Below are 25,939 nucleotides of genomic sequence, written 5' to 3' on the forward strand. Positions count from 1 at the left end.
CCCATGATACTGACCGAAGAACACCAGATGATCCGCGACGCCCTGCGCACCTTTTCGCAGGAGCGCCTTGCCCCCAACGCCGCGCGCTGGGACAAGGAGCACTACTTTCCCAAGGAAGAACTGAAGGAACTGGCCGCACTGGGCGCCTTTGGCGTGGCGGTGCCCGAAGAACTGGGCGGCGCCGGCCTTGACTACGTGTCGCTGGCGCTGGTGCTCGAAGAAATCGCGGCCGGCGACGGCGGCACCTCGACCATCATCTCGGTCAACAACTGCCCGGTATGCAGCATCGCCATGATGTATGCCAACGACGCGCAAAAAGAACAATGGCTGCGGCCCCTGGCGCAAGGCGCGATGCTGGGCGCGTTCGCGCTGACCGAGCCGCACACCGGCAGCGATGCGTCGGCGCTGCGCACCACCGCCACGCGCGAAGGCGACGAATATGTGTTGAACGGCACCAAGCAGTTCATCACCAGCGGCAAATACGCCGACGTGGCGATCGTCATGGCGGTTACCGACAAGGCGGCCGGCAAGAAGGGCATCAGCGCGTTCTGGGCGCCGACGGCCACCCCCGGCTACATCGTGGCCGGCCTGGAACAGAAGATGGGCCAGCACTCGTCGGACACGGCGCAGATCCTGTTCGAGAACTGCCGCATCCCGGCCGCCAACCTGATTGGCGAAGAAGGCCAGGGCTACAAGATCGCCTTGTCGGGACTCGAGGGCGGACGGATCGGCATTGCCTCGCAGGCGGTCGGCATGGCGCGCGCCGCGTTCGAGGCGGCGCTGGTGTACGCGCGCGAGCGCGAAAGCTTCGGCAAGCCGATTTTCGAGCATCAGTCGGTGCAGTTCAAGCTGTCCGAGATGGCGACCCAGATCGAGGCCGCGCGCCAGTTGATCCGGCACGCGGCGTCGATGAAGGATGCCGGCCTGCCCTGCCTGAAAGAAGCTGCGATGGCCAAGCTGTTCGCGTCCGAAATGGCCGAGCGGGTTTGCTCCGACGCGATCCAGGTGCATGGCGGCTACGGCTACGTGAGCGACTTCCCGGTCGAACGCATCTACCGCGATGTGCGCGTGTGCCAGATCTACGAAGGCACCAGCGACATCCAGAAGATCCTGATCGCGCGGGCGCTGTAAGCATGGCGGGCGAAGCGATCATCCGGCCGGCCGCAAGCGAGGATCTCGATCGCTTCTTCGCCTACCTGAACGACCACTTGCGCGACAACGGCAGCGGCGCCACGGCGCTGTTCATGCCGATGCCGCGCGCCGCCTCGCGCTTTGGCCCCGAACGCGAAACCGCCTTTCGCCATGCGTTCGCCAGCGCCCTCGGGCAGCCCGGGTGGCGCCGCTTGTGGCTGGCGCACGACAGCGAGGGCGCCATCATGGGTCACATCGACCTGCGGGCGCGTCCTGAAGGCGCTTGCGCGCACCGTGCGCTGCTCGGCATGGGCGTGCACCGCGACGCCCGCCAGCAGGGCCTGGGGGCGCGCCTGGTCGCCGTGGCGGCGGCATGGGCGGCCAGCGAGGCGGCACTCGACTGGATCGACCTGGAAGTGCTGTCGGTGAACCTGCCTGCGCGCCAGCTGTACGCACGCTGCGGCTTCGTGCAGACCGGCGAAACGGCCGACATGTTCCGCATCGACGGCGAAGCGCTCGCGTATACCTTCATGTCGCTCGCCCTTCGCTGACATTGCCTGGCCTTACCCGCACAGGGTAAAAATGACAATGTTCCTTGAAAAAGCTGCCGGGAGCATGGCACTATGGGGAACCATTCATTCACCGGTCGATCAAACAGCTTCATCCCTGTTCTCGATTAAAGGAACCCGCCATGCCGATGCCATCCCGCGCGCTGTTGCGCCCCCTTTCCGCCCTGCTCATGTCCCTGTTGCCGCCGCTGGCGGCGCACGCCGAGGAAGCCTGCAAGCTGGCCCTGCCCGACGCGGCCAAGGGCGACGACATGCGCTGGCAAGGGCCATGCAAGGACGGCTATGCGCACGGCGTGGGCGTGATCGAAAAGCACACCAGCGACCTGCAAGCCTGGCGCTACGAAGGCATGGTCGAACAGGGCCGGCCGCACGGCAAAGGCTACCTGATGTACTTCCCCGGCGTTGAATACGATGGCCAGTTCCGCGATGGCCTGCGCGACGGCGCAGGCACCTCGGTCAACCAGTTCGGCGACCGCTACGACGGCCAATGGAAGGCCGGCCAGCGCGAAGGCAAGGGCAAGGTCGTCTTCACGCTCGGCGGACGCTACGAAGGCGATTGGAAGGACGACCACCCGGCCGGTGGCCAGGCGTTCTACGCGAACGGGCGCCAGGTCGGCGCCGCCGCCGTCAGCCAGAGCGCCGATGGCGAGCAGGGCAAAGTGAGCGCGCCGGCGCCGGCGACGCCGCCCAAGGAATACAGCCTCAAGTCGGAACGACCACGCCTGGGCTCGAACATTCCGCACAAGGTCGTCAGCAACGGCTCGGTGCCCTTCAACGCGTCGTACGAGCAAATGAGCGACGCCGAGCGGACCATCGTGCGCAAGTGGTATCCCTTGCTCGACCCGGCCGACGAGCCGCCGTATCCCCTGCTCGGCAATGGTCATGTGCTCGGCGCGATCCAGAAAATCAATGCGCGCGATCCGTCCTACGGCCTGCTGAGCATGATTGTCATGGTCGACAGCGAGGGCAATGCGCAGTCGGTCAATGTGTACGTGACACCGGACGCCAAGCTGTCGGAAATGGCGGGTTTCGTGGCCATGAAAGAGAAATACAAACCGGCCCGTTGCGCGGGCAAACCGTGCGCGATGCCGTTCCCGTACACCATGACCTTTACCCGCACCTGGTTCTGACGGTGGCGACGCAGATGCAGGTGCCGCCAATTCGCCTCAGCCCCGGCTTCATCGCCGATCCGGATGCCCTGTTCGCCGCGCTCAAGACCGGCGTGGCCTGGGACGAGCGCATGAAGGCGCGCAAGACGGCCAGTTTCGGCGTCAGCTATGACTATGCGCAGATCGCCTACGAGGAGGTGCCGATGCCGGCGCTGCTCGAGGCCCTGTGCGCGCGCCTCGAAGGCGAACTCGGTTTCCGGCCGAACAACTGCCTGTTGAACTACTACCCTGACGGCGCCTCGTCGATGGGATTTCATTCCGATCAAACCGCTGGCCTGGCCAATGGCACCGGCGTGGCCATCATTTCGCTCGGCAGCGTGCGCGCGATGGCGTACCGCAGCAAGCTGGACGCCGCGCTGCGGGTCGACTATCCGCTGCCGAACGGCTCGCTGCTGTACATGTCGGGGCAAGTGCAGCAAGACTGGCTGCACGCGATTCCAAAAGACCCGCGCGCCGGGGAACGCATCAGCCTGACATTCCGCGCGATGCGGCGCCAAGGTTCGCCTGGCTGAATCGAAGAGAAAACCGCACTCAATCCGCTACCGCTTTCTCAGGCCGCGAAAGAGCTGCCCGGGCAATCCGTGCGCCAAAGTTCATCTCAAAAAAACAACAGTTTCCTTGTGCCAATTTCATTTCGACATCACAATACTGTCTTTACATCAGTCCGTCCTCCCATCCCCGCAAGACCGGCGCCAAGAATGCCAGCTTGCAGCAACAATCGGAATTAATTACATGAAAATCGGCGCTCTCGTTATCCTCACCGCAACCCTGCTCGTTACCGGTTGCGCATCTGTGGACATGGCCACCAAAGAAGAATCAGCCAAGGCAAAAGAGTTCAATGCACCTAGCGCCAACAACGCCGGCATTTACGTTTACCGCAACAGCATCCTGGGTCAGGCACTGAAAAAAGACATCTGGATCGACGGCAAATGCATCGGCGAAAGCGCACCAAGTGTGTTCTTCTACGCCGAAGTCGAGGGCGGCAAATCGCACAAGATCGATACCGAATCCGAGTTTTCCCCAAATACGCTGGAATTGACGCTCGATACCGGTAAAAACTACTTTATCCGTCAATACATCAAGATGGGCGCCTTGGTCGCTGGAGCGGGCGTTGAGCAAATCGCTGAAGAGCAAGGCAAACTCGACGTTGCAAAACTCGAGTTGGCGAAACAAGGCAAGTGCAGCGCGAAGTAATCACGACAGCCGCGCCCTCTCTAAGAGCCTATCTCAGTAGAGTCAGCGCGGCGCACCCGGCCTGGGCAGCACGCCAATGCGCAGCTGCCCGCCGTTCTTGCCTTCCTCGCCCTCCTGCGGCGGGATGAACATATCGTGCGGATAGACGAACGTCCAGTCCGCATACCTTTCCTTGCTCTTGAATCCACTGTCGTGATCGTCGAAATTGTCGACCTTCATCGGCGCGCGCTGCGACAGCGAATGCACGCCCACGATGCGCCCCTCCACCCGGATCAAACCCCACTCGGCCTTGCCGGTGACCGGGTCCGCGTACACGCGCCGCAGGTGACGCTTGGCGTTGGGAAAGCGCGGGTCCTTGACCAGGTCCTGCAAGGTCAATGGATACATCTGCGGACCGGCGGCGGCGCTGCCGTGATAGCGCGCGATGGCGGCGCGAAATTCGTGGCCGATGAACAGCAGCTCGCGCTCCCGCTCGCGCCGGACCGAGGTTGAATACAGCTCGCTGGCGATGGTGCTGCCGATGCCCATGAAGGCGACCAGCAGCAGGGTCCAGATATAGGCAAAGCCGGCCTCGGTCCTCGACGCTTTCGATTGACGGTTTTTTGAGTCATCGGGAACCCCAAGACCGTCATTCCCGCGAAGGCGGGAACCCCATTTCGTACCGCAGCTACGGGCGGCTCCAGGAAATGGGATTCCCGCCTTCGCGGGAATGACGGCTCTTAAGTCAGCGGCCTTGCCCGCAATCGCGACATCACAGCTGTTCATACGGCACGCCCTCGCGCGTCTTGCCGCGCGCGCCGCTGCGGATGTCGGCCACGCCCGGCTTGTCCGGATCGCTGGAGGCCACCGGCTGCCACGTCACGCTCGATTCGGTGACCGGGTCGACCGGCACCGAGCGAAAATACTTGTGCGTCACCAGCTCGCCCAGCGAGGACGGATAGACGCCCTTGTCGCCATAAAATTTGTCGATCCCGAGGCGCAGCACGTGCAGGTTTTCCTTGAGCGCGACTTCCTTCGACTTGTCGACCGAACCGAAATAGCGCGGCACGGCGATGGTCAGGAGCGTCGCGATGATCGCCATCACCACCAGCAGTTCGACCAGCGTGAATCCACGGCCTTGTCTTCTCATTCTCATTTCCGGCACCTCACCATTGTTTGTGCGGCACGCCGTTCAATCCCACCGCCGCCGAGCGCGAGCTGACGTCGAACACATCCTCGCCCTCGCTCGGGTTATCGGGCGGAGAGGAATACGCGCGCTTGGCCCAGGTATCGGCGGCGCGCGCCTGGTCCGGGGCGGCAAACGGATCGCGCGGCAGGCGCCGCAGAAAATAGATGTTCTTCTTGGCGGGACTGAGCTGGTCGGGCACGCCCTCGACCAGTTCTTCCAGCTTTTTCGGATAACCCGAGTCGCCCGACGCGATCTTGATGCGGCCAAGGTCGGCCGCCTTCTTGTACGCTTCGAGTCCTTCGCGGATCTCGATCAGGGCGCTGCGCAGGCTGCGCTCCTTTTCGCGCTGCACCGCCACCTGCGCCATCGGCACCGCCACCACCGCCAGCGTTCCCATGATCGCCAGCGTGATCATCAGCTCGATGAAAGTGAAGCCGCGCGCCTTCACTGGATCACCTTGCGCGGCGCATCGGCGCCCGGGGGTTTTGCGTTGCCGTTGCCGGTGGCGCTGTCATTGGCGCTGTCGTTGTTTGCCGGCTGCGGCGGCGGGCCATCGTTGCCGGTCATGGCCGACGGCGGCGCTTCCACCGGCTGCGGCTGCGCCTGCGGCTGTCCCGCGGCGGCGCCGCCAGCGCCCCCGCCGCCCGGACCGGGCCCGTAGCCGCCCACATTCGATTCGGTACCGGAATCGAATTGCGCGGTCGTCAGGTCGGGCCGGCGCATCCCGCGCAGGATGCGCGGCGTGATCGACAGCACGATCTCGCTGCGCGAGGTATCGTCCTTGTGGCTGCCGAACAGGCGCTTGAGCACCGGCAGTTCGCCCAGGCCCGGCAGCTTGTCGGCGCTGCGCCGGTCCTCGTCGCTGATCAGGCCCGCCAGCACCTGGGTCTCGCCATCCCTCAGGCGCAGCACCGTGCCGGCGCTGCGCGTGCCGATCTGGTACGCCTGCGTGCCCGACTTGCTGATCACTTCCTTGACCACATTGCTCACTTCCAGATTGATCTTGATCGCCACTTCGTCGTCGAGGTGCACATTCGGCTCGACGTCGAGCTTGAGGCCGACGTCGACATAGTTCACGCTGTCGGAGCTCACGCCGTTGTTGGTGGTGACGGTGATGACCGGCACCCGGTCGCCGATCAGCACCTTGGCCTTTTCCTTGTTGCGCACGCGGATGCGCGGATTGGCCAGGATGTTGCTGTCGCTGTCGACCTGGTTGGCGCTGATGGTGGCGCTGCCGACGGCGAAGTTGATGCGCCCGCGATTGATGCCTCCCAGGTCGGCGAGCGTGAGCGGTTTCAGGGTCTCGCCCACGTTCGCCAGGCTCAGGGTGGCCTTGTCGGGCCAGCGCACGCCCAACTCCATCAGGCGCGTGCGTTTGACTTCCAGCACCTCGACTTCGAGCATCACTTCCGGGTCGGCCATGTCCTGCATGGCGATGATGCGTTCGGCCATGCGGATCATGTCGGGCGTGTCGCGCATCATGATGATGCCGAGGCGGTCGTCGGTAACGATATCCTTGGCCTTGAGCAGGGTCTTGATCGAAAACGAGACTGTCTTGGCGTCGGCATTGGTCAGGTAAAAACTGCGCACCACCAGTTGCTGGTAATCCTTCACCTTTTGCGCCGTGTTCGGATAGATGGTGATGGCGCGCTCGCCCGTCACCGTCTGTTCGAGCTGGTTGGCCGAGAGCAGCATGCGGATCGCTTCTTCCAGGCTGGTATTGCGCACCGAGATGGTGGTGCGGATGGCCGGGTCCACGTCGCGGTCGAACACGAAGTTCAGGCCCGACACCTTGCCCAGGAAGTCGAACACCGAGCGCACCGGCGCGTCGCGAAAGTCCAGGGTCACAGGTTTTTTGTAGGCGGCTGCCAGCTTGCCGCCGCCGGGATTCTTTTTGGCCTGTTCGTCGGCGATACGGCTTTTGAGCGCCAGCGCGTCGCGCTGGTTGGGGCGCTCCTGCAGCACCACGCGCAGCGCTTCGAGGGCCTGCGCCAGGTCGGCTTCGCCGGCGCGCCGCCACGACGCTTCGGCGCCGGCCACCATCTCCTTGTGGCGCTGTTCCTGCGCGCCCGCCTGTACGCCCTGCCGCGCGACCGCGTTGGCGGGGTCGATCGCCAGCACCCGGGCCGAGAGCTTGTCGGCCTCGGAAAAATTGCCCTGGCCGCGCAGCTGGTCGGCGCGCGCATTGAGGGCATTGACGATGCTGGCCTTGCGGTTCAACAGGCCAATCCGGTACTCCGCGTTGCCGGGGTCCTGGCGCACGGCTTCTTCGAGCTTGGCCAGGCCTTGCTCGACTTGTCCCTGCTCGATCAGGGCCTTGCCTTCCTTGAAGGTTTGCGGGCCGGCGCAGGCGGCGAGCGCGGCGGCCAAAGCCAGCATGCGCAAGGTGGTACCAGTCAGTGTGCGATTCAATTCATCTCCCCTACTGCGAGTGTTTGTTTCTTCTGGAGCGGCAGATACGTGAACGTCAGCGTGTCCGTTTCGGCGCTGTCGAAGGTGTAGCTGTCGTCGATCTTGTCGCCCACGTAGGCGACCACGTTGCGTTCCTCGACCTGTAAAAAGTAGGCCTGCTTGCCGTCGTCAAGAAAGCGCCCCAGCAGGCGGATCGGCAGTTCCGGCGCGCCGCCGGCGCTGGCCGCCGCCCTGGCCTGCACCGGCTTGGTGACGGCGCTGTCGGCCGGCCTGGCCGGCGCCGCCTCTGTCACTGGCACCTGCGCCTGCCAGCCCTGGCGCGCAAAGGCGTTGCCCAGTTCTTCGTCCTGCCCGCGCGGGCGAATGTCGAGCGCCGGCGCTTCGCTTTCCTGCGCTGCCGCCCGCACTACCACCAGCGGCGCCGGGGCGATGGTGCGCGCCTGCGCCGGGGCGATCAGGTCGGTATCGTCATCGGGGGCGAAATAGCAGGCCAGCAGCGTCACGCCCAACGCCACCGCCATCGTCATCTTTTTCATCGGCGTCCTCCTTTTGCTGCGGCCTTCCTGACCAGCAGGTTGAAATGCACGCGCGCTTCGACCTCGCCGGTGTCGATCTGCTCGCGCTTGAATGTGACGGAATCGAGGGTCAGGGCCGGCATGTCGCGCAAGGCGCCGACGATGAAGGCCTGCACCCTGGCGTAATCGGCCTTGATCGGCAGCGTGATCTGGTAGCGCATGAACGCGGCGCCGTCTTCGGCCTGCGCCTTGTAATCGGCCTTGGCCAGCACCACGCCATTCTTGGTGGCCACGTCGACCAGTTGCTTGAGCAGGTCGGGAATCGTTTCATGGGCCGGCAGCCAGGCGTAGAAGGCGGCCACGCGGCGCGCGCCGTCCGGCAGCGCCACCCGTTGCTGCGCGGGTTTGGCGGCGCGCGCGGCGGCGATTGACTGCGCCAGCTCGTGCTGGCGCGCTTCGAGGCGCTGCCCCTGCCACGCGCACAGGACGGCGGCGGCCAGCGCGCAGGCGCCGACGGCGGCGCCCCAACCCAGGCGCTCGCCATGGCGGCGCGCTTCCCAGGCGATGCGCGCGGCCAGCATCGAGGGCGCCCCCGCCTGCCGTGCGGCGCTGGCGATTTTCAGTCCTGCCATTGCGCCTCCAGTTGAAAGCGATACGGCCGGTTGGCAGCCGCGCCGTTCAATTCATGCTTGACCAGGTACACGGAGGTGAACAGGGCCTGCTCGTTGAGGTAGGAGACGTAGTTCATCATGTCGCCCGCGGTTTCGGCTTCGGCCGCGATCTTCAGCCCGCCGGCGGCGCTGCCGACCTTCGCGCCGTCTTCCGGCTTGCTGTTCAAGTCCATCCCCAGCAGCGCAACATGGATGTCGGCCGGCGCCTGCACGGTGTTGACCAGGCGCGTCACCGGCAAGTTCAATTGGCGCACGGCGTCGCCGATGATGGCCAGCTGGCGGTCCTGCGCGCGCTGGTCGGCTTCCGACAGGCGCACCTGCGGCGCTTCGCGCGGCGCCAACTGCGCCAGCTGCGCTTCCAGTGCGCCGGCCTGGCGCGCCTGCACCACCCAGTCGACGCCGGCCACGCCAAGGGCCAGCAGGCCGCCGGCCAGCAAGGCCAGGCGCCAGCCCCTCGGCGCTGGCGCCCCCTGCACAAAATTAAGTTGGGTCAGCGCCATGCTTAACACCTCATCATGGCCACGGCGGCGTAGCCGGGCGCCGGGGCCGGCGGCAGCTTGACCATGTCGAAGTGCTCGGGCAGCGCCTGGAGCGCCGGCCGCTCGTCGAGGGTCACCAGCGCCACCTGCGCGATTTCGCCCAGCTCGGGCGCACGCAGGGTCCAGCGCTGCCAGGCTTGCGGCAGTTCGCTTTCCCACGGGCCGCGCAGGGCTTGCGCCTGCACCGCGTGAATGCGGCCGTTGGCGGCGGCGGCCAGCACCAGGCGGCCCGGTTCGACCAGCGCGAAGGCGCGCGGGGCGCTTGAAGCGATGGCGCGCCAGGTGATCGACAGCACCGACTCGATCGCCATGCACGGGTGGCCGCACTCGCGCGCCACCTCTTGCAAGCCTTGCAGGAAGTCGCGTTCGATGGCGCAGGCCAGGCGTGGCTGGCCGTACGGCGCGTCGTCGCACACGATCTCCCAGGTGCGCGCGGCGTCGCCGTAGATGCCGATGAACTGGGCTTGCTGGAAGCGCTGCGCGGAGCCCTGGTGCAGCAGGGCGTCGCTCCACGGGATCATGGCCAGCTGGCACCAGCGCGTGGTGAGGGCGACCGACACCGGCACGCCTTTCAGGGTGACGCCGGCGGTGCGCAGGTAGGCGCCGAAGGCGGCCAGCGCGCCATCCCATTTGCCGTCGGCCTGGTCGAGGGGAATGCGTACTTCGCTGTGGGCGACGATGCGCTTGCCGCTGCGGACCACGGCGGTGAGCAGGTCGGGGGCGAGCGAGACGCACACGGTGCGGCTGGAGAAGAGTTCAGTAAGTGACACGGTTTAGCTCCATCAATGTAGTTTCTCCCTGGCGCACCAGGTCCAGCGCGGCCTCGCGTACCAGGCGGATGCCGGCGCGCGAAGCTTCTTCCTTCATGCGGCTGACCGGCGCGCGGGTGGTGATCATTTCGCGCATGGCGTCGTTGAGCATCAACACTTCGGCCACCGCCTTGCGGCCCTTGTAGCCGGTGCCGCGGCAGTGGCCGCAGCCGGCGCCGGCCTTGAAGCGCCAGCCATGCACCTGTTCAAGCGCCAGGCCGCTGTCGCGCAGTTCGTCCGGATCGGGCGGGACCGGCACCGCGCAGTGTTCGCAGTTCAGGCGCAGCAGGCGCTGCGCCACGATGCCGTTCAGGGCGGCGGCGAAGCTGTAGGCGTCCACGCCCATGTGCAGGAAACGCCCGACCACATCGAACACGTTGTTCGCGTGCAGGGTGGTAAACACCAGGTGCCCGGTCAGCGCGGCCTGCACCGCGATCTGCGCGGTTTCGTCGTCGCGGATTTCGCCGATCATGATCTTGTCGGGGTCGTGCCGCAGAATCGAGCGCAGGCCGCGGGCGAAGGTCAGTCCCTTCTTTTCGTTGACCGGGATTTGCAGCACGCGCGGCAGGCGGTATTCGACCGGGTCTTCGATGGTGACGATCTTGTCGCGCCCCGTGTTGATCTCGGTGATGGCCGCGTACAAGGTGGTGGTCTTGCCCGAGCCGGTCGGCCCGGTCACCAGCAGCATGCCGTGCGGCTTGGCCGCCAGGCGCCGGATCAGCACGATCGCGTCGGCGTTCAGGCCCAGGCTTTCCAGGCGCAGCGACTGGGCCGCCTCGGTCAGGGCGCGCCGGTCCAACAGGCGCAGCACCGCGTCTTCGCCGAAGATATTGGGCATGATCGAGACGCGGAAGTCGATCTCGGCGCCCTTGACGCGCACCTTGAAGCGGCCATCCTGCGGAATGCGGCGTTCGGCGATGTCCAGGTCGGCCATGACCTTGATGCGCGAGATGATCTGTTCGGCCATCTGCAAGCCTTGCACCTGGCCGGCCTGCACCAGCACCCCGTCGACCCGGTATTTGATAATGAGCTTGTCGCCGTCGCATTCGAGGTGGATATCGCTGGCCTGGAACTTGAGCGCATCGTAGATGGTGGAGTTGACCAGCTTGACCACCGGGCTGCTGTCTTCGCTGATACGCAGCAGCGAGATGTCTTCGATGCTCTGGTCCAGGCTCTCGACCTGGTCGGCGTCGCCGCCCATGCCGGCCATGGCTTGCTGCACGTTCTCCTGCTGCGCGAGGTAGGCGGTCAGTTCGTCCGGGTGGGTCAGCGCCACCGAGAAGCCGGCGGGCAGGGCGGCGTCGGCCCATTGCAGGGTATCGTCGGCGAAAGGGTCGCCCACCACCAGCACCGGCGTGCCGGCCGCGCCTTCCATCAGCACGCACTCGCGCTGGGCGCAGTCGGTGTAGGGCATCAGCCCGAAGGCCGGGGTGCCGGCCTGCAGCGCGCCGATGGTCCACAGCGGATAGCAAAACAGCGCGGCCAGTTCGGCCACGAACGCTTCCGGCTCCAGGCCGGTCATCTCTTCGAGCACGACCAGCATGGGCCGGCCCTGGCCTGGCGCGGCCAGGCGCGCCTGCTGCACCAGCGCGGCCGACAGCGGCACGCTCGCTACCTGATTGTGGGGGAAACCGGGCGCGTTCATGACAGGCTCCCGGCCAGTTCGAAGATCGGCATGTACATCAGCACCACCACGCCGCCGATGACCACGCCGATAAGGGTCATGAGCAGCGGTTCGAGCAGGCGCGAGGCCCAGTCGACCCAGCGCGCAAATTCTTCATCGTGAAAACGGGCCGAGCGTTCCAGCATGTCGCCCAGGCGGCCGGTGTTTTCGCCGACCTTGAGCAAGGATTGCGCGACCGGCGTGGCCAGCTGGTTCTGTTCCAGCGCGCAGGAAAACGGCATGCCTTCCTGCACTGCGCGGCGCGCCGCGTCGAGCTGCTGTTGCTGGCCGGGCAGGAGCATGGCCGAGACCATCGCCAGCCCTTTCGATAAGGGAATGCCGGCGTGCAGCAGCAAGCTCAAGGCGCGATACAAGCGCGCCAGGCGAAATTCGGCCGCGCGCGCGGACAGCACCGGCAGGCGCAGCAGCGCAAGGACCAGGCGCTGGCGGATCGCCGGGTGGCCGAGGGCGAACACGATGGCCCCGACCAGCGCGGCCAGCGCACCGAGGAACAGGAAGGGATGGGCCGACATGAGCTGGCCGAAGCCGAGCATCATTTTCGAGGCCCAGGGAATGTCGCGCCCCGAGGTTTCGTACACCACGCTGAATTTGGGCACCACGTAGCCGAGCAGGAACAGGGTGACCAGGCTGCCGACCACCAGCAGCATGACCGGATAGATGGCGGCCGAGACCAGCTTCTTGCGGATCGCTTCGAACTGCAACTGATAGGCGACAAAACGGCCGAGGGCTTCGGGCAGGTTGCCGGAGCGCTCGGCCGCGTGGACGGTGGCGACGTAGATTTCGGGGAAGATGGCGGGAAAATCGTTCAAGGTATCCGACAAGCTCTTGCCCTGTTGTAGGGTTTGCAAGATGGCGCCGATGGTGGCGCGGGTGCCGGGCTGGGTTTCCTTGTTGTGCAAGGTGGCGATGGCTTCGGTGAGGTTGAGCCCCGCTTCGAGCAGGGCCAGCAACTCCTGGCTGAACTGCATGAGGGGAAACGCTTGCTTGCGGCGCGGCTCGCTTGGCGCCTGCGGGCGCTCGATGGCGAGCACGCGCCAGCCCTTGCGCGCGGCGATGCGGATGGCATCGGCTTCGCTGGGGGCATCGATGGCGATATGCTGGCGGCTGCCTGCTGCGGCAGCGGCCTGGACCTGGAGTTGAAACTGCATGGTTAACCCTTTGTACTAATTGACTCCCTGCATCACACTTCGGCCTGGTTATCCAGGTGACATCACGCCTCCATAAATGAAAAATAGCCCCGGCCGAAGCCGGAGCTGAAAAAAGAGGACGGACAGCCAGCCATCCTCTTGTGGGGTCACCCGGTTATTGCGTTACCAGACTCACTTTGTCGACCACGAACGAGGTTTGCAGCGACGAATCTTCACGCGCGGCGAACGACAGGGTCACGGTCTGGCCCTTGTACGGCAGCAGGTTGAAGGTACGCACCTGGTAGCCCGACGCCTTGGTCAGATTGGTGTAGGTACCCAGGGTGGCGAGCACGCTGCCGGAGGCATTCTTGACCGTGACGGTCAGGCGGTCGTAGGCCACGTTTTCGGTTTCCGCGGTATCGATGTGCAGCGCGAAGCTGAGCGAGGCCGTGGTGGCGGTCGATGGAATGTCGACTTTCTGGGTCAGCGTTTCGCTGGTCGTGGTGCCGTTGCCACCCAGCCATGCGAAACGCGTGCCTTCGTAGGCCGACTGGCCGCTGAAGGAGCCGATAGCGCCGGTGCTGCCGGCCCAGCCGGTGGTGCCGCTCTCGAAACCGCCGTTGACGACGCGTTCGGTGCCGTTGCCGCCGCCGCCGCCCACCGTCAGGGTGGCGTTGGAGCTGGTGGCCGTGGTCGGGCTGTTGGCCGAATCGGTCACTTTCACGCTGAACACGGCGCCGCTGTCGGTGGTTTGCGCGGTCAGGCTGTAGGTGGCCGAGGTGGCGCCGGCAATGGCCGTGCCGTTACGCAGCCACTGATACTTGTACGGCGCGGTGCCGCCGGTGGCCACGACCGAGAAGGTTGCGGTGGAACCGGCTTGCACGGTCACGCTCGCTGGCTGCGAGCTGATCGACACGCCGCCGCCCGGGGTACCGCCTTCGTCGACGTCGGCGCCGACGTTAATTGCCGCGTAAGCACGGGTGACGGCGACCGCTTCCTTGCTGCCCACGCCATACAGTTCGTTGGCGGCGGCGATGACCTTGTTGCGCGCGTCGGCGTAGTTGGTCGAGGCGGTGAACTTGGTGGTGGCGGCCTTGAACCAGATGCGGAAGGCTTTGTCGCTACCGATGCCGGTCATTGCGGCCGGGCTCTTGACCAGGTACTGGCTGTAGTAATTGGACGAGGAGCTGGCGTTCGAACCTTGCGACAGGAAATAGAACATGCGGTTGTTCGGGCCGCTGCTGTAGTGGACGTCCAGGTTCTTGATGGTGCTGCTCCAGGCGTTCGGGCTGGAACCGTCCAGGCTAGGCTTGTACAGATAGCGCAGCGGATTGCCGGACTTGGCGATTTCCTTGCCCATCGACCAGTCATTGCCGGTGTTCGGAATCACCGTGCCGGTGCCGCCGGCGCGCGCATAGGCTTCCACCATTTCACCGGTGATGTCCGAGCTCGATTCGTTCAGGCCGCCCGATTCGCCGGCGTAGGTCAGGTCCGAGGTGGCGTTGGTGACGCCGTGGCCCATTTCGTGGCCGATCACGTCGATCGAACCGAGGCTGTAGAAGCCGCTGCCGCCGTCGCCGATGAACATGCACTTGCAGCCATCGCTGTAGTAGGCGTTGTCATAGTTGGTGTTGACGTGGGCGGCGATGTAGGTCGAGGTGTTGTTGCCGTCCAGGGATTGCCAGCCGAGCACGTTTTTCAAGGTGTCGTAGGTGTTCATCAGGCCCCACATGGCGTTCACCGCCGCGGTCTGGCCGTTGGCGTTGGTGGTGCTGCCGCCGTTGTATTGCAAGCCGTCACCCCAGCTATTGGTGCTGTTGGTGTAGACCTGGCCGGCGCTGGTGCCATGGTTGGCGTTGGTGATCGCCATCATGCCGTAGGTGCCGCCGGTGCCGCGCGACGGATCCTTGAGCGTGTAGGTGCCGCCGGACTCGCTGGTGTTGAGCGGCACGGTGCCGTTGTACTGGCTCTTGCCGGTGCCGGCCACGGTTTGCAGCGCGCGCCATTGTTTCAGCACGCTGCCGTCGGCGGCGCTGATGATGGTGTCGTAGAAGACCGGATTGATGCCTTCCATCATGCGCGTCTTGACCAGGTAGGCCAGCGCGTAGTCGCTCACTTCCTCGACCAGGTCGAGCGCGTTGAGCTGGGCTTCGGACTTGTTCAGGGCGCCGGGAGCGCGCTTGGTGGTCACCACCGGATAGATGATCAGCTCGGCGCTCGGCGGGGTCTGGTGCACCGCGTTCGGCGACACTTTTTTGACCACCAGGTCGATCGCGGCGGCGCTCTGGATTTGCGGCAGCACGTTAAAGCCGGCGGTGCGCGCGCGCAGGGCGGCATTGCCGCCGCTACCCTGGCCCAGGCCCGAGCGGCGGTCCGAAATCGACTCGCTGATGATATCGCCGTTATCGTTGGTCACCACCACCGATTCCGACTGAAACACCCGCACCCCTTTGTAGGTGTGGGCGGCGCGGCTGATGCGGGTGCCGATCACGCCGGGATGCTGGACCGTGATGGAGAAACCGTGGTCGGCGTCGAGGCCGTGGGTGGCGCGCGTGGCGGCCAGCTTGGCAACCAGGGCCTGGCCCTGTTGCGGCGAACTCAGGGCGGTCGGACCGGCCATGATCGGGGCGTTGGCAAGGGCTTGGCCAACCATCATCAGAGGCAGTGCAGCAATCGTAGCAGCGAGCAAAGTTTTGCGGAAGTTCATTATTTCTCCATTGGTAGTTCAGTGATTGAATGAGATGAAACTGCTGGCCACAATGCTGTGGCGGCCGCCCGAGCGCGCCGATGAGTTGGTCCGGTGAACGCGAGAGAATCCACACTATTCCTGTTCCTTAAGCCAAGTCAAAAAAATGGGTGATTTGGTCGTATGCACACCAAATGTTCAGTTTTAGACATTCTTTTCGAGAAACTGAACGGTATACAAGGCAAATTGCCTGAAGAATGTTTTGTTGACATAGATCAATGTGAGGCATTTTTCCCACATCGCAGGCAATTAGATGCCGTACTCTAAGACGTGCGGAAATGTAACAATTCACGTGGAAAACGAACTCAATTCGATTGCGTTAGAGCGGGGATGCGGTCTACACTCGTTCTCAGTTGCCGGGAAAAACTCTCAGGCGACATGGATTAAAGCGCACGGGGCACACTCCGGATAAAGCGCAATCAGTTAACGGGAAAATCATGACGTCACACTTCAGCTATGCATGGGCATGTTTGTCTCCTCCCCCGGTGCTATTGCCCAAGCCCGATCCCCAGAGAACCCAGCCGACCTGAACGACTTGCCAATGGTGCACGTGCAGCAGGAGATTGCGGCAATGAGCAGTGCCCAGTAGGACAGTCGAAAAGAACCAATTCACGGTAACAGAGCGACAATCATGCGCACGCAGCGACAGGGCCGGCCCCTTGCATGTCGCGCGCGCGGATGGGCGGCGGCTACCCAATGAGGACCGGAGAGAGATGCTTTCGATCGCGACCAAAGTTGAGCAAATAGTGTCGGAATCGGCGTTCCTGACGGAAGGGATATCGCTCGGGCTGATCAACCTGTCGGAGCTGGCGCGCCAGTTGCGGCCCCAGCTCGAATCGGATCTGTGGAAGCCGGTGGGGCAGGCGGCGGTGGTGATGGCGCTGCGGCGCCTGTCCGAGCGCCTGCCGCAGGCGGCCCCGTCGCCGCCGATCGTCATCTCGCCGCGCACCAGCGAACTGACCACGCGCACCGACCTGACCCTGGTGACTTACCGGCTGTCGGACAACAGCAACGAATGCCAGCGCGAACTGCTGGCCCTGGCCGAGCGCCATCCGGGCAGTTTCGTCTCGGTCACGCGCGGGGTGCACGAAATTCTGGTGGTATGCAGCCGGCCGCTGATCCATATGGTCGAATCGGCCTTTGCCAGCGAGCGCCATATTGCGCGGATAGAAAACCTGACCGCGCTGACCCTGCGCCTCAATCCCGACGCGCTGAAAACGCCGGGCATTTACCACGGCGTGCTGAAAAAATTGGCGTGGAACAAGATCAACGTCGTCACCATGATGTGCACGTTTTCCGAGCTGACCGTCCTGCTCGAGCAACCGCAGACCGGGCCGGCGTTTTCGGTGCTGTCGCAGATCGTGTCGCACTGAGCAACAGCTGGTGTCAGACCTGACACCGGGGTGGGGTTGTCAGGAAACGGCGGGCTCGAGCAGGGTGACGGTCTGGCGCGCGGTGTCGAGGCGGGCCATCACGCCCAGCGGCAGGGTGAACTGGTGACGGATGTGGCCGAAGGAGTAGCCGCTCACGGCCGGGATCACCAGCGGTTTCAAGTGCTGGTCGAGGGTTTCATCCAGGCTTAACGAGGGTTCTTCATCTTCCGGCCCGCAGCGGTCGCAAATGCCGATCATCACCGCCGCCGCGTTGCGCAAGCCGAGCGTCAGGTCGAGCTGGGTCAGCCAGCGGTCGATCCGGTAGGGCGCTTCATTCACTTCTTCCAGGAACAAAATTGCTTTGCGGAAGTCCGCAGCATATGGCGTGCCCATCAGCGCGCTGACCAGGCTCAGGTTGCCGCCGATGAGCGGACCGGTGGCCTGGCCGGCAGTCACCGTGCGCAGGGCGAAATGCGGCTCGAGCAGCGCGCGCCGGCTGTTCTCGAGCGCCATCGGAATCGTGTAGCTGTCCTGCGGATGCATCAGCACGGCCAGCATGTGCTCCACCGCGTAGTCGGACGCGCCGGAGAGGGCCACCGGCCCGTGGAAGGTCACCAGCCGCGATTGCTTGAGGATGGCCAGTTGCAGCGCGCTGATGTCGGAATACCCGAGCAGGACCTTGGGATGGGCGCGGATCAGCGCGTAATCGATGTGCGCGAGCAAGGAAATGCAGCCGGAACCGCCGCGCACGCACCAGAGCGCCTTAACCTCGCGGTCGCTGAACATGGCGTGCAGGTCGTCGACGCGCTGTTGCACCGCGCCGGCGTAGCCGCCGTGCACGGCGCGCAGGTTCTTGGCCAGCCTGGCGCGGAAACCCAGCGCTTCGATGCGCGCCACCGCGTAGGCGATGGCTTCGTCATTGATGCGCCCGCCAGGAGCCACCAGGCCGATCAGGTCGCCGGCGCGCAGGCGGGGAGGTTTGAGCAAGGTTCGCGGCATCGGTCGTGGCGCACTGTGGGATGTGGATGGCAGCAACACTGCGCCGGCCGCCAGGCCCGCAAACGCGCGCCGGCTGATCTTGTCGCTAGGGGGCATGCATGCTTTCAACTTTCAATGTTCAACTCTCAACTTTCAAGCATGCGACCGGCGCGCAGCCCCCCGCCCGGACCATCACAGGAATTTGTAATTGGCCATCAGGGTCAGCGAACGCCCGCGCGGGTCGGCTACGCGTGGTTCCCACGAGCTGCCGGCTCCGGTATTGCCGTCGTAGGTGATGGCGAATGGCGGATCCTCGTCGAACAGGTTTTTGATCCCGACCGTCAAGCTCAGGTTTTTCACACCAGTGTAGCTCAGGCTGGCATGAAAGATCGAGTACGCGTCCACTTTCGGCTGGTAATTGGACGGCACGATGCGTCCGCTGGCCACGCCCGGCAGCACCTGGTCGGTGTAGCCGCTGCGATACACGTTCTGCAACATGGCACTCCACGGCCCTTGGGCGAAGGTGACGTAGGCGGTGTGCTTCCACTTCAGGCCGAGGTCGCCCGTGAAGCTGAACACGCCGACTTCATCCTTGCTGTAGGGCGCTGTTTCCAAAGGCTTACTCTTTTTCTTGAGCAAGTAAGAACCATCCACGCCGGCCGCCCAGTTGCCGGCCCACAGCTTGCCATTGCTGCGGGCGCCGACTTCGATGCCGCGCGTAATCGCCGCGCCCGTGTTGAGCCAGCGCCGGTCGATCGCGACCAGGTTGCCAGCGGCGTCGCGCGCGAACTGGTCCTTGAACAGATCGTAGTTGGCCAGCATGACCGGCAGGTCGACTTCCTTGATGGTCTCGAAGCGCCGCACTTCCCAGATGTCCATGTTCGCCGAGAAGCGCGCGGACGGCTCGAACACCACGCCAACGGTGCCCTGCTTGGAGGTTTCCGGCCCCAGGTTGGCCTTGCCGCCAGTGAAGATGACCGGGCCGATCGATTCGCAGCCGGGCCGGGTGGTGTCGACCCTGCCGCTGGCGCACTTGCCCGGATCGACCAGGTCCTTGCCGGTGTAGGTCGATTCGGTGATGCCGTTGAATAACTGGTTGAACGAGGGCGCGCGGAAACCCTCGTTGTAGGAACCACGGAACAGCCATTGCGTGGTCGGCTGGTAACGGAACGACACTTTGGGATTAAGCGTGTTGCCGAAGCCCGAATAATGATCCTGGCGGGCCGCCACGGTGATGTCGAGTTCCTTGGTGACCGGCACCAGCACCTCGGCGTAGAAGGCGCGGATGTCGCGGCTCACTTGCGGCAAGACATTGACGTCGTCGAAAGGCGCGTTGAGGATGGCGCGCCGCTCGGCGATGTTGCGCAGGTCGCCGTTGAATTTGTATTCTTCCTTGCGGATATCGGTCCCCACGGCGGCCATGATCGGGCCGGCCGGCAGGGTGAACACCTCGCCCGAGAGCGAAGCGTCGAAGGCGGTCAGGGTGGTCTTGCCGCCGTACAGCACGACGCCGGCGGCCGACGCGTTGCGGATCAGGTCGAGCGCCTGTTGCGACTGCTTCTCGCCGGCTTTCAGGAAGGGGTTGATCAGCCCGCTGCCGAGCGCGGCCGCCAGCGGGGCGGTGTAGCTGTAGCCATTGCCCAGGGTCGATTCGGACTCGCTGGTGGCGCGCGCGGCGCCGACCTTGTAGTCAAACTTGCCGATCTGGCCGTCCGCGCCCAGTTGCAGGCGGCCGGCTTTGCTTTCGGTGGCGATTTCGCGGTCGCCGCATTCCATGCAGCGCCAGCGGTAGGCGATCGGCAAGCCGCGGTTCGCTTCGATCGAGGGGAACTCGGCCACCAGCGCGTTGAACACTTCGTTATAGGCCGCGCCGGTGCTCGGATAAAACGAGCTGGCCGGGAAGGTGGGCGCGTTCGGCGAGACCTGGTTCGGCGAAAAACGCTTGGCGACTTCGGTTTTGGCGCCGACCAGTTCGGCAAAAAACTCGTGCCCGCCACGGCGCATGGTGGCGCGCGTGACGAAGTTGCTGTTCTTGACGGGCTGCTGCAACACGGCCGCGCGGCCGGTATCCCAGGCGCAGCCGAGGCCGCCAGACGGCGTGTCCCACAGCTTGTCGGCGTAGGCGCCCATGCCGTCGATCGATTCGCAGCCGGCGCCGCCCGGCAACGCCAGCAGGCTCACGCCGTTATAGGCTTGATTGGTGCCGCGCCGCACCGGTCCGGTGTTGCTGCCGCGGCTGAAGATGGTGTTGCCGAGGCTGGTGGCGAAGACGTTGGCGAAGGGCGTGCCGCGCGTATCGACCGAGACGCCACGGTCGGGCTGGAAGGTGTTCACAAAACCGCGCTGGTTGCCGCGCAAGGCCTTGTTTTCGCCGGTGGACAAGGCGAACAGCAGATTGAAGCCCTGTTCCTGCAAGTCGCCGAAGCCGCCCGTGACCTGGTAGCGGGCAATGTTGCCGCCGCCCGCTTCGGTCACGTCGGTGAACGCCTGCGCTTCCAGGCCCTTGTAGTTTTTCTTGAGGATGAAGTTGATCACGCCGCCGATGGCGTCGGTGCCGTAGATGGCCGAGGCCCCGTCTTTCAGCACTTCGACCCGGTCGACCGCCGCGAAGGGAATCGAATTGAGGTCGACCGCCGAGCCTTTCATGCCGTGCGTGGCGACCCTGCGCCCGTTGAGCAGCACCAGGGTGCTGTCGGCGCCTTGGCCGCGCAGGTTGGCCGAGGACGCGCCGTTGTTGCCGCGCTGCGAGCCGGAGGTGACGTCGGCGTTGCTGGCGAGGTTGTCGGAACCGTTGCCGTTGATGTTCAGGGTGGCGATCAGTTGCTCGGCGTTGACGATGCCCTGGGCTTCGATTTGCTTGCGCGAAATCACCTCGACCGGCAGGGCGCCTTCGCGGGCGATGCGCTTGATGCTGCTGCCGGTGATTTCGACGCGCGCCATGGGCTGGTCGGCCGCCTGCGCGGCGGCGCCGCCGGCGACGCACATCAGGGCAATCGCTTGCGCTAGCTTGCTTGACTTCACGGTTTCTCCTTGGGTTTTCTTGGTCGCTACGGGCACGAATACCGTTAACCTAAGCTCCGTCATTCCCGCGAAGGCGGGAATGACGGAGCTGGCGTGCACACATTATTATTCTTGGCAAGACGTCATGAATCGAACGAGCCTACGCGCTGCGCCGTGGACCAGCCAATGAAATTTCCTGAAGCAACCATAACTTCATGGAATGGCTGGTGCCGGTATTCACCTTGCATTACCGGGCCATTTTACTGGCGCGCCGGCGCTGTTCCGGATCAATGTCGAGGTAGCGCCACGTGGTGAATTCGACAGGGTGGCGCTTGTAGTTTTTTAACCACGGATGTTGCAGGTCGGCAGAGAGCGGGTGGCTCAGCGGCACCCACGGGTTGTAGGCGTGGATTAATTGATTCATCTCGCCATAGAGTTTCTGGCGCGCCGGCGAGTCGCCCAGCAGGCGCGCCTGTTCGTAGCGCTCGTTATAGGCCGGCAAGTTGAAGCGCGCATAGTTGGCGCGGCCACGGTTGGCGCCGTAAAGCAGTTGATAAAAATTGTCGCCATCGGGGAAATCGGCGATCCAGTTGCTCTCGAACATTTGCACCTTGCCGAGGCGCGAGGCTTTGATGATTTCTGTCTTCTTGTCGGTCCGGAACACCACGCGCAGGCCGATGGCGTTCAGGTTCTTGCGCCACAGCTCGTCGCGCAGGCGCCCGCCGACAGTCGCTTCGCTGTGCATGGTCAGTGTGAAAGACCGCCCGTCGGGGCCGCGCCGGAAGCCGTCCGGATCGCGCTGGCGGTAGCCGAAGCGCTCCAGCAGCGCCTGCGCCAGCGCCTTGTTGTACGGCACCGGCGTGCGGTAGGCCGGATCGTAGCCGAGCACGTTCGGCGGCAAGGGCGACTCGGCGCGCAGGGCGAAGCCTTTCTTGAGCAGGCCGATGTCTTCCGCGCTGTCGTAGCTGAGCGCAATCGCGCGGCGCAGGGCGACCTTGTCCTTGCCGTAGCCGCCCAGCAGCGGGTCTTCCATGTTCATCCACATATAATAAGTCTGCAACACCGGAAAGCGGCTGAGGACGATGCCGCGCGCGGCCAGTTCCGGTTTCAGGCGGCCGTCGCGGATCACCATGTCGGTCAGCGATTCGGGCACCTGCTCCAGGTAATCGTATTCGCCGCTCAGGAATCCCAGCATCCGTCCCTGGAATTCCTCGGCGATGCGCACCTCGACCTTGTCGAGCAAGGGCAGGCGCTGCCCGTGCCGGGTAAGGCCCCAGTCGCGGTTGGCCAGCAGCACGATCTTGTCGCTGCGCTTCCACTCGCCCAGGCGAAACGGGCCGCTGCCGACCGGATGGTTGCCGGCCTGGCCCGGATAGGCCTCGATCACCTCGCGCGCCACCGCGCCGGATGCCGGCATCGCCAGGTAAAACAGGAAATTCTTGTCGGGGGCGGACAGGGTGATGCGCAGGGTGTGGCGGTCCACGGCCTGCAAGCCGGCAATCCCGGTGGCGTCGCTGAACGCGCCCTTGAGCGCGGCGTCGCCCTTGAGCTTGCCTTCGAACAGGAACAGCCAGGGCGACTTGAGGGCGGGGTCGTACAGGCGCTTGAGGCTGTAAACATAGTCGGCGGCCGTGACTTCGCGGCGCTGGCCCTTGAAGGCCGGGTCGGCGCCGAACAGCATGCCGGGACGCAGGCGGAAGGTGTACACCAGGCCGTCCGCGCTCACCTCGGGCAGCGCAAGCGCGGCATTGCCGCCCAGGGCCACCGGCCGGGCCGCGTAGTCGTAGCGCAGCAGCGGGTCGAACAGGTTTTCAAGCAGGCTCAGGGTGGCGATGTCGGACGCCACCGCCGGGTCGAGCCCGGTTTCGCTGGTGGTCAGCAGGGTATGCAGGACTTTCTCGGCCGCATGCGCGGGCGTGCCGAGCAGCAGCAGGGCTGCAACGCTGGAAGCTATCAGGCGGCGAATCGTCATGGCAAGTCCTCGTGGTCGGTGCGTATGATAGGCCAAGGCGATGCCTGCCGGCTTTTTACATAGCCAAGCTGCATGGTTTGCTTAATTCGCGGTAACCTGCGCCTATACTCTCGCTGCAACACCGGCTCCCTAACGCGAAACGATGACGACATGGCATTAAATTACATCTGGTCCGGCTTTTTCCTGGTCGGCTTCCTGGCGGCGCTGGCGCAGTGGATTTTCCTCGGCGATACCGAAATTTTCAAGAAGATCGTCGACGGTACCTTCGAATCGGCCAAGATGGCGGTGATGGATATTGCCCTGCCCTTGGCCGGGGTGATGACCTTGTGGCTCGGCATCATGAACATCGGCGAAAAAGCTGGCGCCATCGGCTGGCTGGCCAAAGTCATCTCGCCCTTCTTCTCGCGCATCTTTCCCGATGTGCCGAAAGACCACCCGGCCACCGGCCACATGGTGATGAATTTTTCCGCCAACCTGCTCGGGCTCGACAACGCCGCCACGCCGTTCGGCCTGAAGGCCATGGAAAGTTTGCAAACGCTAAATCCCGACAAGGATACGGCCAGCAACGCCCAGATCATGTTCCTGGTGCTGCACACCTCCGGGCTGACGCTCATTCCGCTGGCCATCATGGCCCAGCGCGCGATTCTCGGCGCCAAGGACCCATCCGATATCTTTATTCCCTGCATGATCGCGACCTATGTGGCGACCTTGACCGGCATCATCGTGGTGTCGATCAAGCAGCGCATCAACCTGCTCAACCGCGTCGTGATCGGCTGGCTGGGCGGGATGACGGCCGCCATCTGCGCGCTGATCTTCTTTTTCACCAACTACCTGACCAAGCCGGAAATCGAACTGGTCTCGCGCGTGTCGAGCAACCTGATTTTGTTCTCGATCATCATCATCTTCATCCTCGGCGCCATGCGCAAGCAGGTCAATGTGTACGACGCCTTTATCGAAGGCGCCAAGGGCGGCATCCAGACCTCGCTGACCATCATTCCCTACCTGGTGGGGATGCTGGTGGCGATCAGCGTGATCCGCAATTCGGGCGTGCTCGGCTTTGTGGTGCGCGGGCTGGAATGGATTTTCATCAACCTCGGCATGCCGACCGAATTCACCCCGGCGCTGCCGACCGCGCTGATGAAGCCGCTCTCGGGCAGCGGATCGAAAGCGATGATGATCGACGCCATGACCACCTACGGCGTCGATTCCTTCGTCGGGCGCCTGGCCTGCATCTTCCAGGGTTCGGCCGACACCACCTTCTACATCGTGGCGCTGTATTTCGGCTCGGTGGGCATCCGCAAGACGCGCTATGCGATTTCGTGTGGCCTGATTGCCGACTTTGCCGGCATCGTCACGGCCATCTTTGTCGCTTACCTGTTCTTCGGCTAGTTATCAGACTTATGAGAATCAAGATGCTCCGTCCACTCGCCTTTGCCGTCCTGCTGGCGTTCACCCAAGCGGCCAGCGCCCAATTGCCGGCGCCGGTCAGCCAGTTGCTGTTTGATGCCAACATTCCGGAAGACGCCATGAGCGCGCTGGTGCTGCGCGGCGACACGACGCTGCTGTCGCACCTGGCCGAGCGTCCGCTCAATCCGGCCTCGACCATGAAGCTGGTGACCACCATGGTCGCGCTCGACCAGCTGGGGCCGGCGTTTCGCGGCCGTACCGAACTGCGCAGCGGCGCCAGCCTCAGCGGCGACGTGCTGCGCGGCGACCTGGTGCTGCGCGGCGGCGCCGACGCCGATTTTAGCGGCGACGTGCTCGAACGCATGCTGCAAGCGCTGCGCAACCAGGGCATCCGCAAGATCGACGGCCGCCTGGTGCTCGACCGCCAGCTGTTCAATCCGGCCAGGGCCGACATCGGTGCGCCGCAGTTCGACGAATCGCCCGAGGCCTACACCAACGTGATTCCCGACGCCTTGATGGTCAACAAGAACATGCTCGAACTCGACCTGCGCTCGAGCGCAGGCGCGGTGGCGGTGGCGGCGACTCCGGCGCTCGAGGGTGTGACGGTGAGCTCGGCCATGACCCTGGTCGACGCCGACTGCGGCAGCTGGGCCAACGGCTGGAAGCAGCCTGACGTGCAGCGCGACCGGCTTGGCAAGATCACGGTCGTTCTCAAGGGAAGTTTTCCGAAACACTGCGCCAAGTCCTACCGGGTCAACGTGCTCGACCGCCAGGATTACCTCGACCGCCTGCTGCGCGCCACCTGGCATCGCCTCGGCGGGGTGCTGGTGGGCGACACGGTCGAAGCGGCCAGCCCGCCGGCCACGCGCCTGCTGGCCGAGCACGTCTCGCGCACCCTGCCCGAGATCGTGCGCGACTACAACAAGAGCTCCGACAACACCCTGGCGCGCACCGTGTTCCTGACCCTGGGCAGCCTGGAAGCCGATCCGGTGGTGGGCAGCCGCGCGCTGGCCACCATTCCCGGCGAAAGCACGGTGGCGCGCGCCGACCGTACCGTACGCGACTGGATGCGCGCGCGCGGCATCGACGATGCCGGGCTGGTGCTGGAAAACGGCTCGGGCCTGTCGCGCATCGAACGCATCAGCGCGGTGCAGATGGGCGGCGTGCTGCAGGCGGGACTGCGCAGTAACTGGTCGCCGGAATTTGTCAGCAGCCTGCCGATCGCGGCGGTGGACGGCACCCTGCGCCGGCGCCTGGCCGACAGCCCGGCGGCCCAGCGCGCGCGCCTGAAAACCGGCACCTTGCGCAATGTGGTGGCGGTGGCCGGGTATGTGCCCGATGCCGGCGGACAGCAATGCGTGGTGGTGGCCATGATCAACAGCGAGTTGATCGGAAACGGCAAGGGCCGCGCCGTGCTCGACGCGCTGGTCGACTGGGTGGCGCGCTCGGGAGCGGCCAATTAAACCGCAAGACGC

22 protein-coding genes are annotated in these 25,939 nt (G+C 64.6%); 8 read left to right on the forward strand and 14 right to left on the reverse strand.

What is annotated here, in order from left to right:
- Positions 1–3 precede the first annotated feature (3 nt).
- The 5 genes from F0185_RS06175 to F0185_RS06195 all read left to right on the forward strand — a co-directional run bounded on the left by F0185_RS06175 (position 4) and on the right by F0185_RS06195 (position 4,063).
- Positions 4–1,131 carry an acyl-CoA dehydrogenase family protein gene (locus F0185_RS06175; RefSeq protein WP_167222559.1) on the forward strand — a complete coding sequence of 376 codons (1,128 nt, stop codon included), beginning with the start codon at positions 4–6 and terminating at the stop codon, positions 1,129–1,131.
- A gap of 2 nt (positions 1,132–1,133) precedes the next feature.
- Entirely contained in the window at positions 1,134–1,682 is a 549-nt protein-coding gene (locus F0185_RS06180) for a GNAT family N-acetyltransferase (RefSeq protein ID WP_167222561.1), read from the forward strand.
- A gap of 140 nt (positions 1,683–1,822) precedes the next feature.
- Positions 1,823–2,830: an MORN repeat-containing protein gene (locus F0185_RS06185; RefSeq protein WP_167222563.1), complete on the forward strand. Its 1,008-nt coding sequence runs from the start codon at positions 1,823–1,825 to the stop codon at positions 2,828–2,830.
- 20 nt (positions 2,831–2,850) lie between these two features.
- The gene (locus F0185_RS06190; protein ID WP_370663982.1) at positions 2,851–3,381 is read left to right on the forward strand and encodes an alpha-ketoglutarate-dependent dioxygenase AlkB; all 531 of its coding nucleotides are present in this window, start codon (positions 2,851–2,853) and stop codon (positions 3,379–3,381) included.
- Positions 3,382–3,601: 220 nt separating this feature from the next.
- The gene (locus F0185_RS06195) at positions 3,602–4,063 is read left to right on the forward strand and encodes a DUF2846 domain-containing protein (protein WP_167222567.1); all 462 of its coding nucleotides are present in this window, start codon (positions 3,602–3,604) and stop codon (positions 4,061–4,063) included.
- A gap of 42 nt (positions 4,064–4,105) precedes the next feature.
- On the opposite strand, the gene F0185_RS06200 is transcribed toward F0185_RS06195, so the two are convergent.
- From F0185_RS06200 to F0185_RS06250, 11 genes are all read right to left on the reverse strand, one after another.
- On the reverse strand, positions 4,106–4,591 hold the full coding sequence (locus tag F0185_RS06200) for a type II secretion system protein (RefSeq protein ID WP_187362453.1): 486 nt from the start codon (positions 4,589–4,591) through the stop codon (positions 4,106–4,108).
- 223 nt (positions 4,592–4,814) lie between these two features.
- The gene (locus F0185_RS06205) at positions 4,815–5,198 is read right to left on the reverse strand and encodes a type II secretion system protein (RefSeq protein WP_167222569.1); all 384 of its coding nucleotides are present in this window, start codon (positions 5,196–5,198) and stop codon (positions 4,815–4,817) included.
- A 10-nt stretch (positions 5,199–5,208) separates the two neighbouring features.
- Positions 5,209–5,679, reverse strand: coding sequence for a prepilin-type N-terminal cleavage/methylation domain-containing protein (locus F0185_RS06210; protein WP_370663983.1), 471 nt, complete (start codon positions 5,677–5,679; stop codon positions 5,209–5,211).
- Positions 5,676–7,643 (reverse strand): secretin GspD/PilQ domain-containing protein, encoded by a 1,968-nt coding sequence (locus F0185_RS06215; RefSeq protein ID WP_229476777.1) that lies wholly within the window; start codon positions 7,641–7,643, stop codon positions 5,676–5,678. Before F0185_RS06215 ends, F0185_RS06210 begins: the two co-directional genes overlap by 4 nt.
- Positions 7,640–8,179, reverse strand: a complete 540-nt coding sequence (locus F0185_RS06220; protein WP_167222571.1) for a hypothetical protein — start codon at positions 8,177–8,179, stop codon at positions 7,640–7,642. Before F0185_RS06220 ends, F0185_RS06215 begins: the two co-directional genes overlap by 4 nt.
- Positions 8,176–8,790, reverse strand: coding sequence for a type 4a pilus biogenesis protein PilO (locus F0185_RS06225; protein WP_167222572.1), 615 nt, complete (start codon positions 8,788–8,790; stop codon positions 8,176–8,178). Before F0185_RS06225 ends, F0185_RS06220 begins: the two co-directional genes overlap by 4 nt.
- Positions 8,778–9,329, reverse strand: coding sequence for a hypothetical protein (locus F0185_RS06230; RefSeq protein WP_167222574.1), 552 nt, complete (start codon positions 9,327–9,329; stop codon positions 8,778–8,780). The genes F0185_RS06225 and F0185_RS06230 overlap by 13 nt, the downstream gene beginning before the upstream one ends.
- Before the next feature lie 2 nt (positions 9,330–9,331).
- Positions 9,332–10,138 carry a hypothetical protein gene (locus F0185_RS06235; RefSeq protein ID WP_167222576.1) on the reverse strand — a complete coding sequence of 269 codons (807 nt, stop codon included), beginning with the start codon at positions 10,136–10,138 and terminating at the stop codon, positions 9,332–9,334.
- The gene (locus F0185_RS06240; RefSeq protein WP_167222578.1) at positions 10,125–11,822 is read right to left on the reverse strand and encodes a GspE/PulE family protein; all 1,698 of its coding nucleotides are present in this window, start codon (positions 11,820–11,822) and stop codon (positions 10,125–10,127) included. Before F0185_RS06240 ends, F0185_RS06235 begins: the two co-directional genes overlap by 14 nt.
- Positions 11,819–13,009, reverse strand: coding sequence for a type II secretion system F family protein (locus F0185_RS06245; RefSeq protein ID WP_167222580.1), 1,191 nt, complete (start codon positions 13,007–13,009; stop codon positions 11,819–11,821). The genes F0185_RS06240 and F0185_RS06245 overlap by 4 nt, the downstream gene beginning before the upstream one ends.
- 154 nt (positions 13,010–13,163) lie before the next feature.
- Positions 13,164–15,644, reverse strand: a complete 2,481-nt coding sequence (locus tag F0185_RS06250) for a M4 family metallopeptidase (RefSeq protein ID WP_229476779.1) — start codon at positions 15,642–15,644, stop codon at positions 13,164–13,166.
- A gap of 803 nt (positions 15,645–16,447) precedes the next feature.
- Here F0185_RS06250 and F0185_RS06255 point away from each other — a divergent pair.
- Complete coding sequence (locus F0185_RS06255) at positions 16,448–17,107, forward strand: hypothetical protein (protein WP_167222584.1); 660 nt, start codon at positions 16,448–16,450, stop codon at positions 17,105–17,107.
- Between the two features lie 39 nt (positions 17,108–17,146).
- On the opposite strand, the gene F0185_RS06260 is transcribed toward F0185_RS06255, so the two are convergent.
- From F0185_RS06260 to F0185_RS06270, 3 genes are all read right to left on the reverse strand, one after another.
- A complete protein-coding gene (locus F0185_RS06260) occupies positions 17,147–18,094 on the reverse strand; it encodes a S66 peptidase family protein (RefSeq protein ID WP_229476781.1) in 948 nt (315 codons plus the stop codon).
- Between the two features lie 183 nt (positions 18,095–18,277).
- Positions 18,278–21,106, reverse strand: a complete 2,829-nt coding sequence (locus F0185_RS06265) for a TonB-dependent receptor domain-containing protein (protein WP_167222588.1) — start codon at positions 21,104–21,106, stop codon at positions 18,278–18,280.
- 226 nt (positions 21,107–21,332) lie between these two features.
- Complete coding sequence (locus F0185_RS06270; RefSeq protein ID WP_167222590.1) at positions 21,333–23,057, reverse strand: ABC transporter substrate-binding protein; 1,725 nt, start codon at positions 23,055–23,057, stop codon at positions 21,333–21,335.
- A 150-nt stretch (positions 23,058–23,207) separates the two neighbouring features.
- Between F0185_RS06270 and F0185_RS06275 the strand changes: the two genes are divergently transcribed.
- Both F0185_RS06275 and dacB read left to right on the forward strand, forming a co-directional pair.
- The gene (locus tag F0185_RS06275) at positions 23,208–24,446 is read left to right on the forward strand and encodes a spore maturation protein (protein ID WP_167222591.1); all 1,239 of its coding nucleotides are present in this window, start codon (positions 23,208–23,210) and stop codon (positions 24,444–24,446) included.
- Between the two features lie 23 nt (positions 24,447–24,469).
- A complete protein-coding gene (gene dacB, locus F0185_RS06280; protein WP_167222593.1) occupies positions 24,470–25,927 on the forward strand; it encodes a D-alanyl-D-alanine carboxypeptidase/D-alanyl-D-alanine endopeptidase in 1,458 nt (485 codons plus the stop codon).
- Positions 25,928–25,939 lie beyond the last annotated feature (12 nt).

It is taken from the genome of Massilia rubra (genome assembly GCF_011682065.1).
Lineage (GTDB): Bacteria > Pseudomonadota > Gammaproteobacteria > Burkholderiales > Burkholderiaceae_D > Telluria_A > Telluria_A rubra.

Excerpts from the sequence above, each read along its gene's own strand:
- F0185_RS06270 (WP_167222590.1), bottom strand. The coding sequence starts at position 23,057 with ATGACGATTCGCCGCCTGATAGCTTCCAGCGTTGCAGCCCTGCTGCTG.
- F0185_RS06200 (WP_187362453.1), bottom strand. The coding sequence starts at position 4,591 with ATGGGCATCGGCAGCACCATCGCCAGCGAGCTGTATTCAACCTCGGTC.
- F0185_RS06175 (WP_167222559.1), top strand. The coding sequence starts at position 4 with ATGATACTGACCGAAGAACACCAGATGATCCGCGACGCCCTGCGCACC.
- F0185_RS06240 (WP_167222578.1), bottom strand. The coding sequence starts at position 11,822 with ATGAACGCGCCCGGTTTCCCCCACAATCAGGTAGCGAGCGTGCCGCTG.
- F0185_RS06195 (WP_167222567.1), top strand. The coding sequence starts at position 3,602 with ATGAAAATCGGCGCTCTCGTTATCCTCACCGCAACCCTGCTCGTTACC.
- dacB (WP_167222593.1), top strand. The coding sequence starts at position 24,470 with ATGCTCCGTCCACTCGCCTTTGCCGTCCTGCTGGCGTTCACCCAAGCG.
- F0185_RS06250 (WP_229476779.1), bottom strand. The coding sequence starts at position 15,644 with ATGATGGTTGGCCAAGCCCTTGCCAACGCCCCGATCATGGCCGGTCCG.
- F0185_RS06185 (WP_167222563.1), top strand. The coding sequence starts at position 1,823 with ATGCCGATGCCATCCCGCGCGCTGTTGCGCCCCCTTTCCGCCCTGCTC.
- F0185_RS06225 (WP_167222572.1), bottom strand. The coding sequence starts at position 8,790 with ATGGCAGGACTGAAAATCGCCAGCGCCGCACGGCAGGCGGGGGCGCCC.
- F0185_RS06230 (WP_167222574.1), bottom strand. The coding sequence starts at position 9,329 with ATGGCGCTGACCCAACTTAATTTTGTGCAGGGGGCGCCAGCGCCGAGG.
- F0185_RS06220 (WP_167222571.1), bottom strand. The coding sequence starts at position 8,179 with ATGAAAAAGATGACGATGGCGGTGGCGTTGGGCGTGACGCTGCTGGCC.
- F0185_RS06245 (WP_167222580.1), bottom strand. The coding sequence starts at position 13,009 with ATGCAGTTTCAACTCCAGGTCCAGGCCGCTGCCGCAGCAGGCAGCCGC.
- F0185_RS06255 (WP_167222584.1), top strand. The coding sequence starts at position 16,448 with ATGCTTTCGATCGCGACCAAAGTTGAGCAAATAGTGTCGGAATCGGCG.
- F0185_RS06205 (WP_167222569.1), bottom strand. The coding sequence starts at position 5,198 with ATGAGAATGAGAAGACAAGGCCGTGGATTCACGCTGGTCGAACTGCTG.
- F0185_RS06275 (WP_167222591.1), top strand. The coding sequence starts at position 23,208 with ATGGCATTAAATTACATCTGGTCCGGCTTTTTCCTGGTCGGCTTCCTG.
- F0185_RS06180 (WP_167222561.1), top strand. The coding sequence starts at position 1,134 with ATGGCGGGCGAAGCGATCATCCGGCCGGCCGCAAGCGAGGATCTCGAT.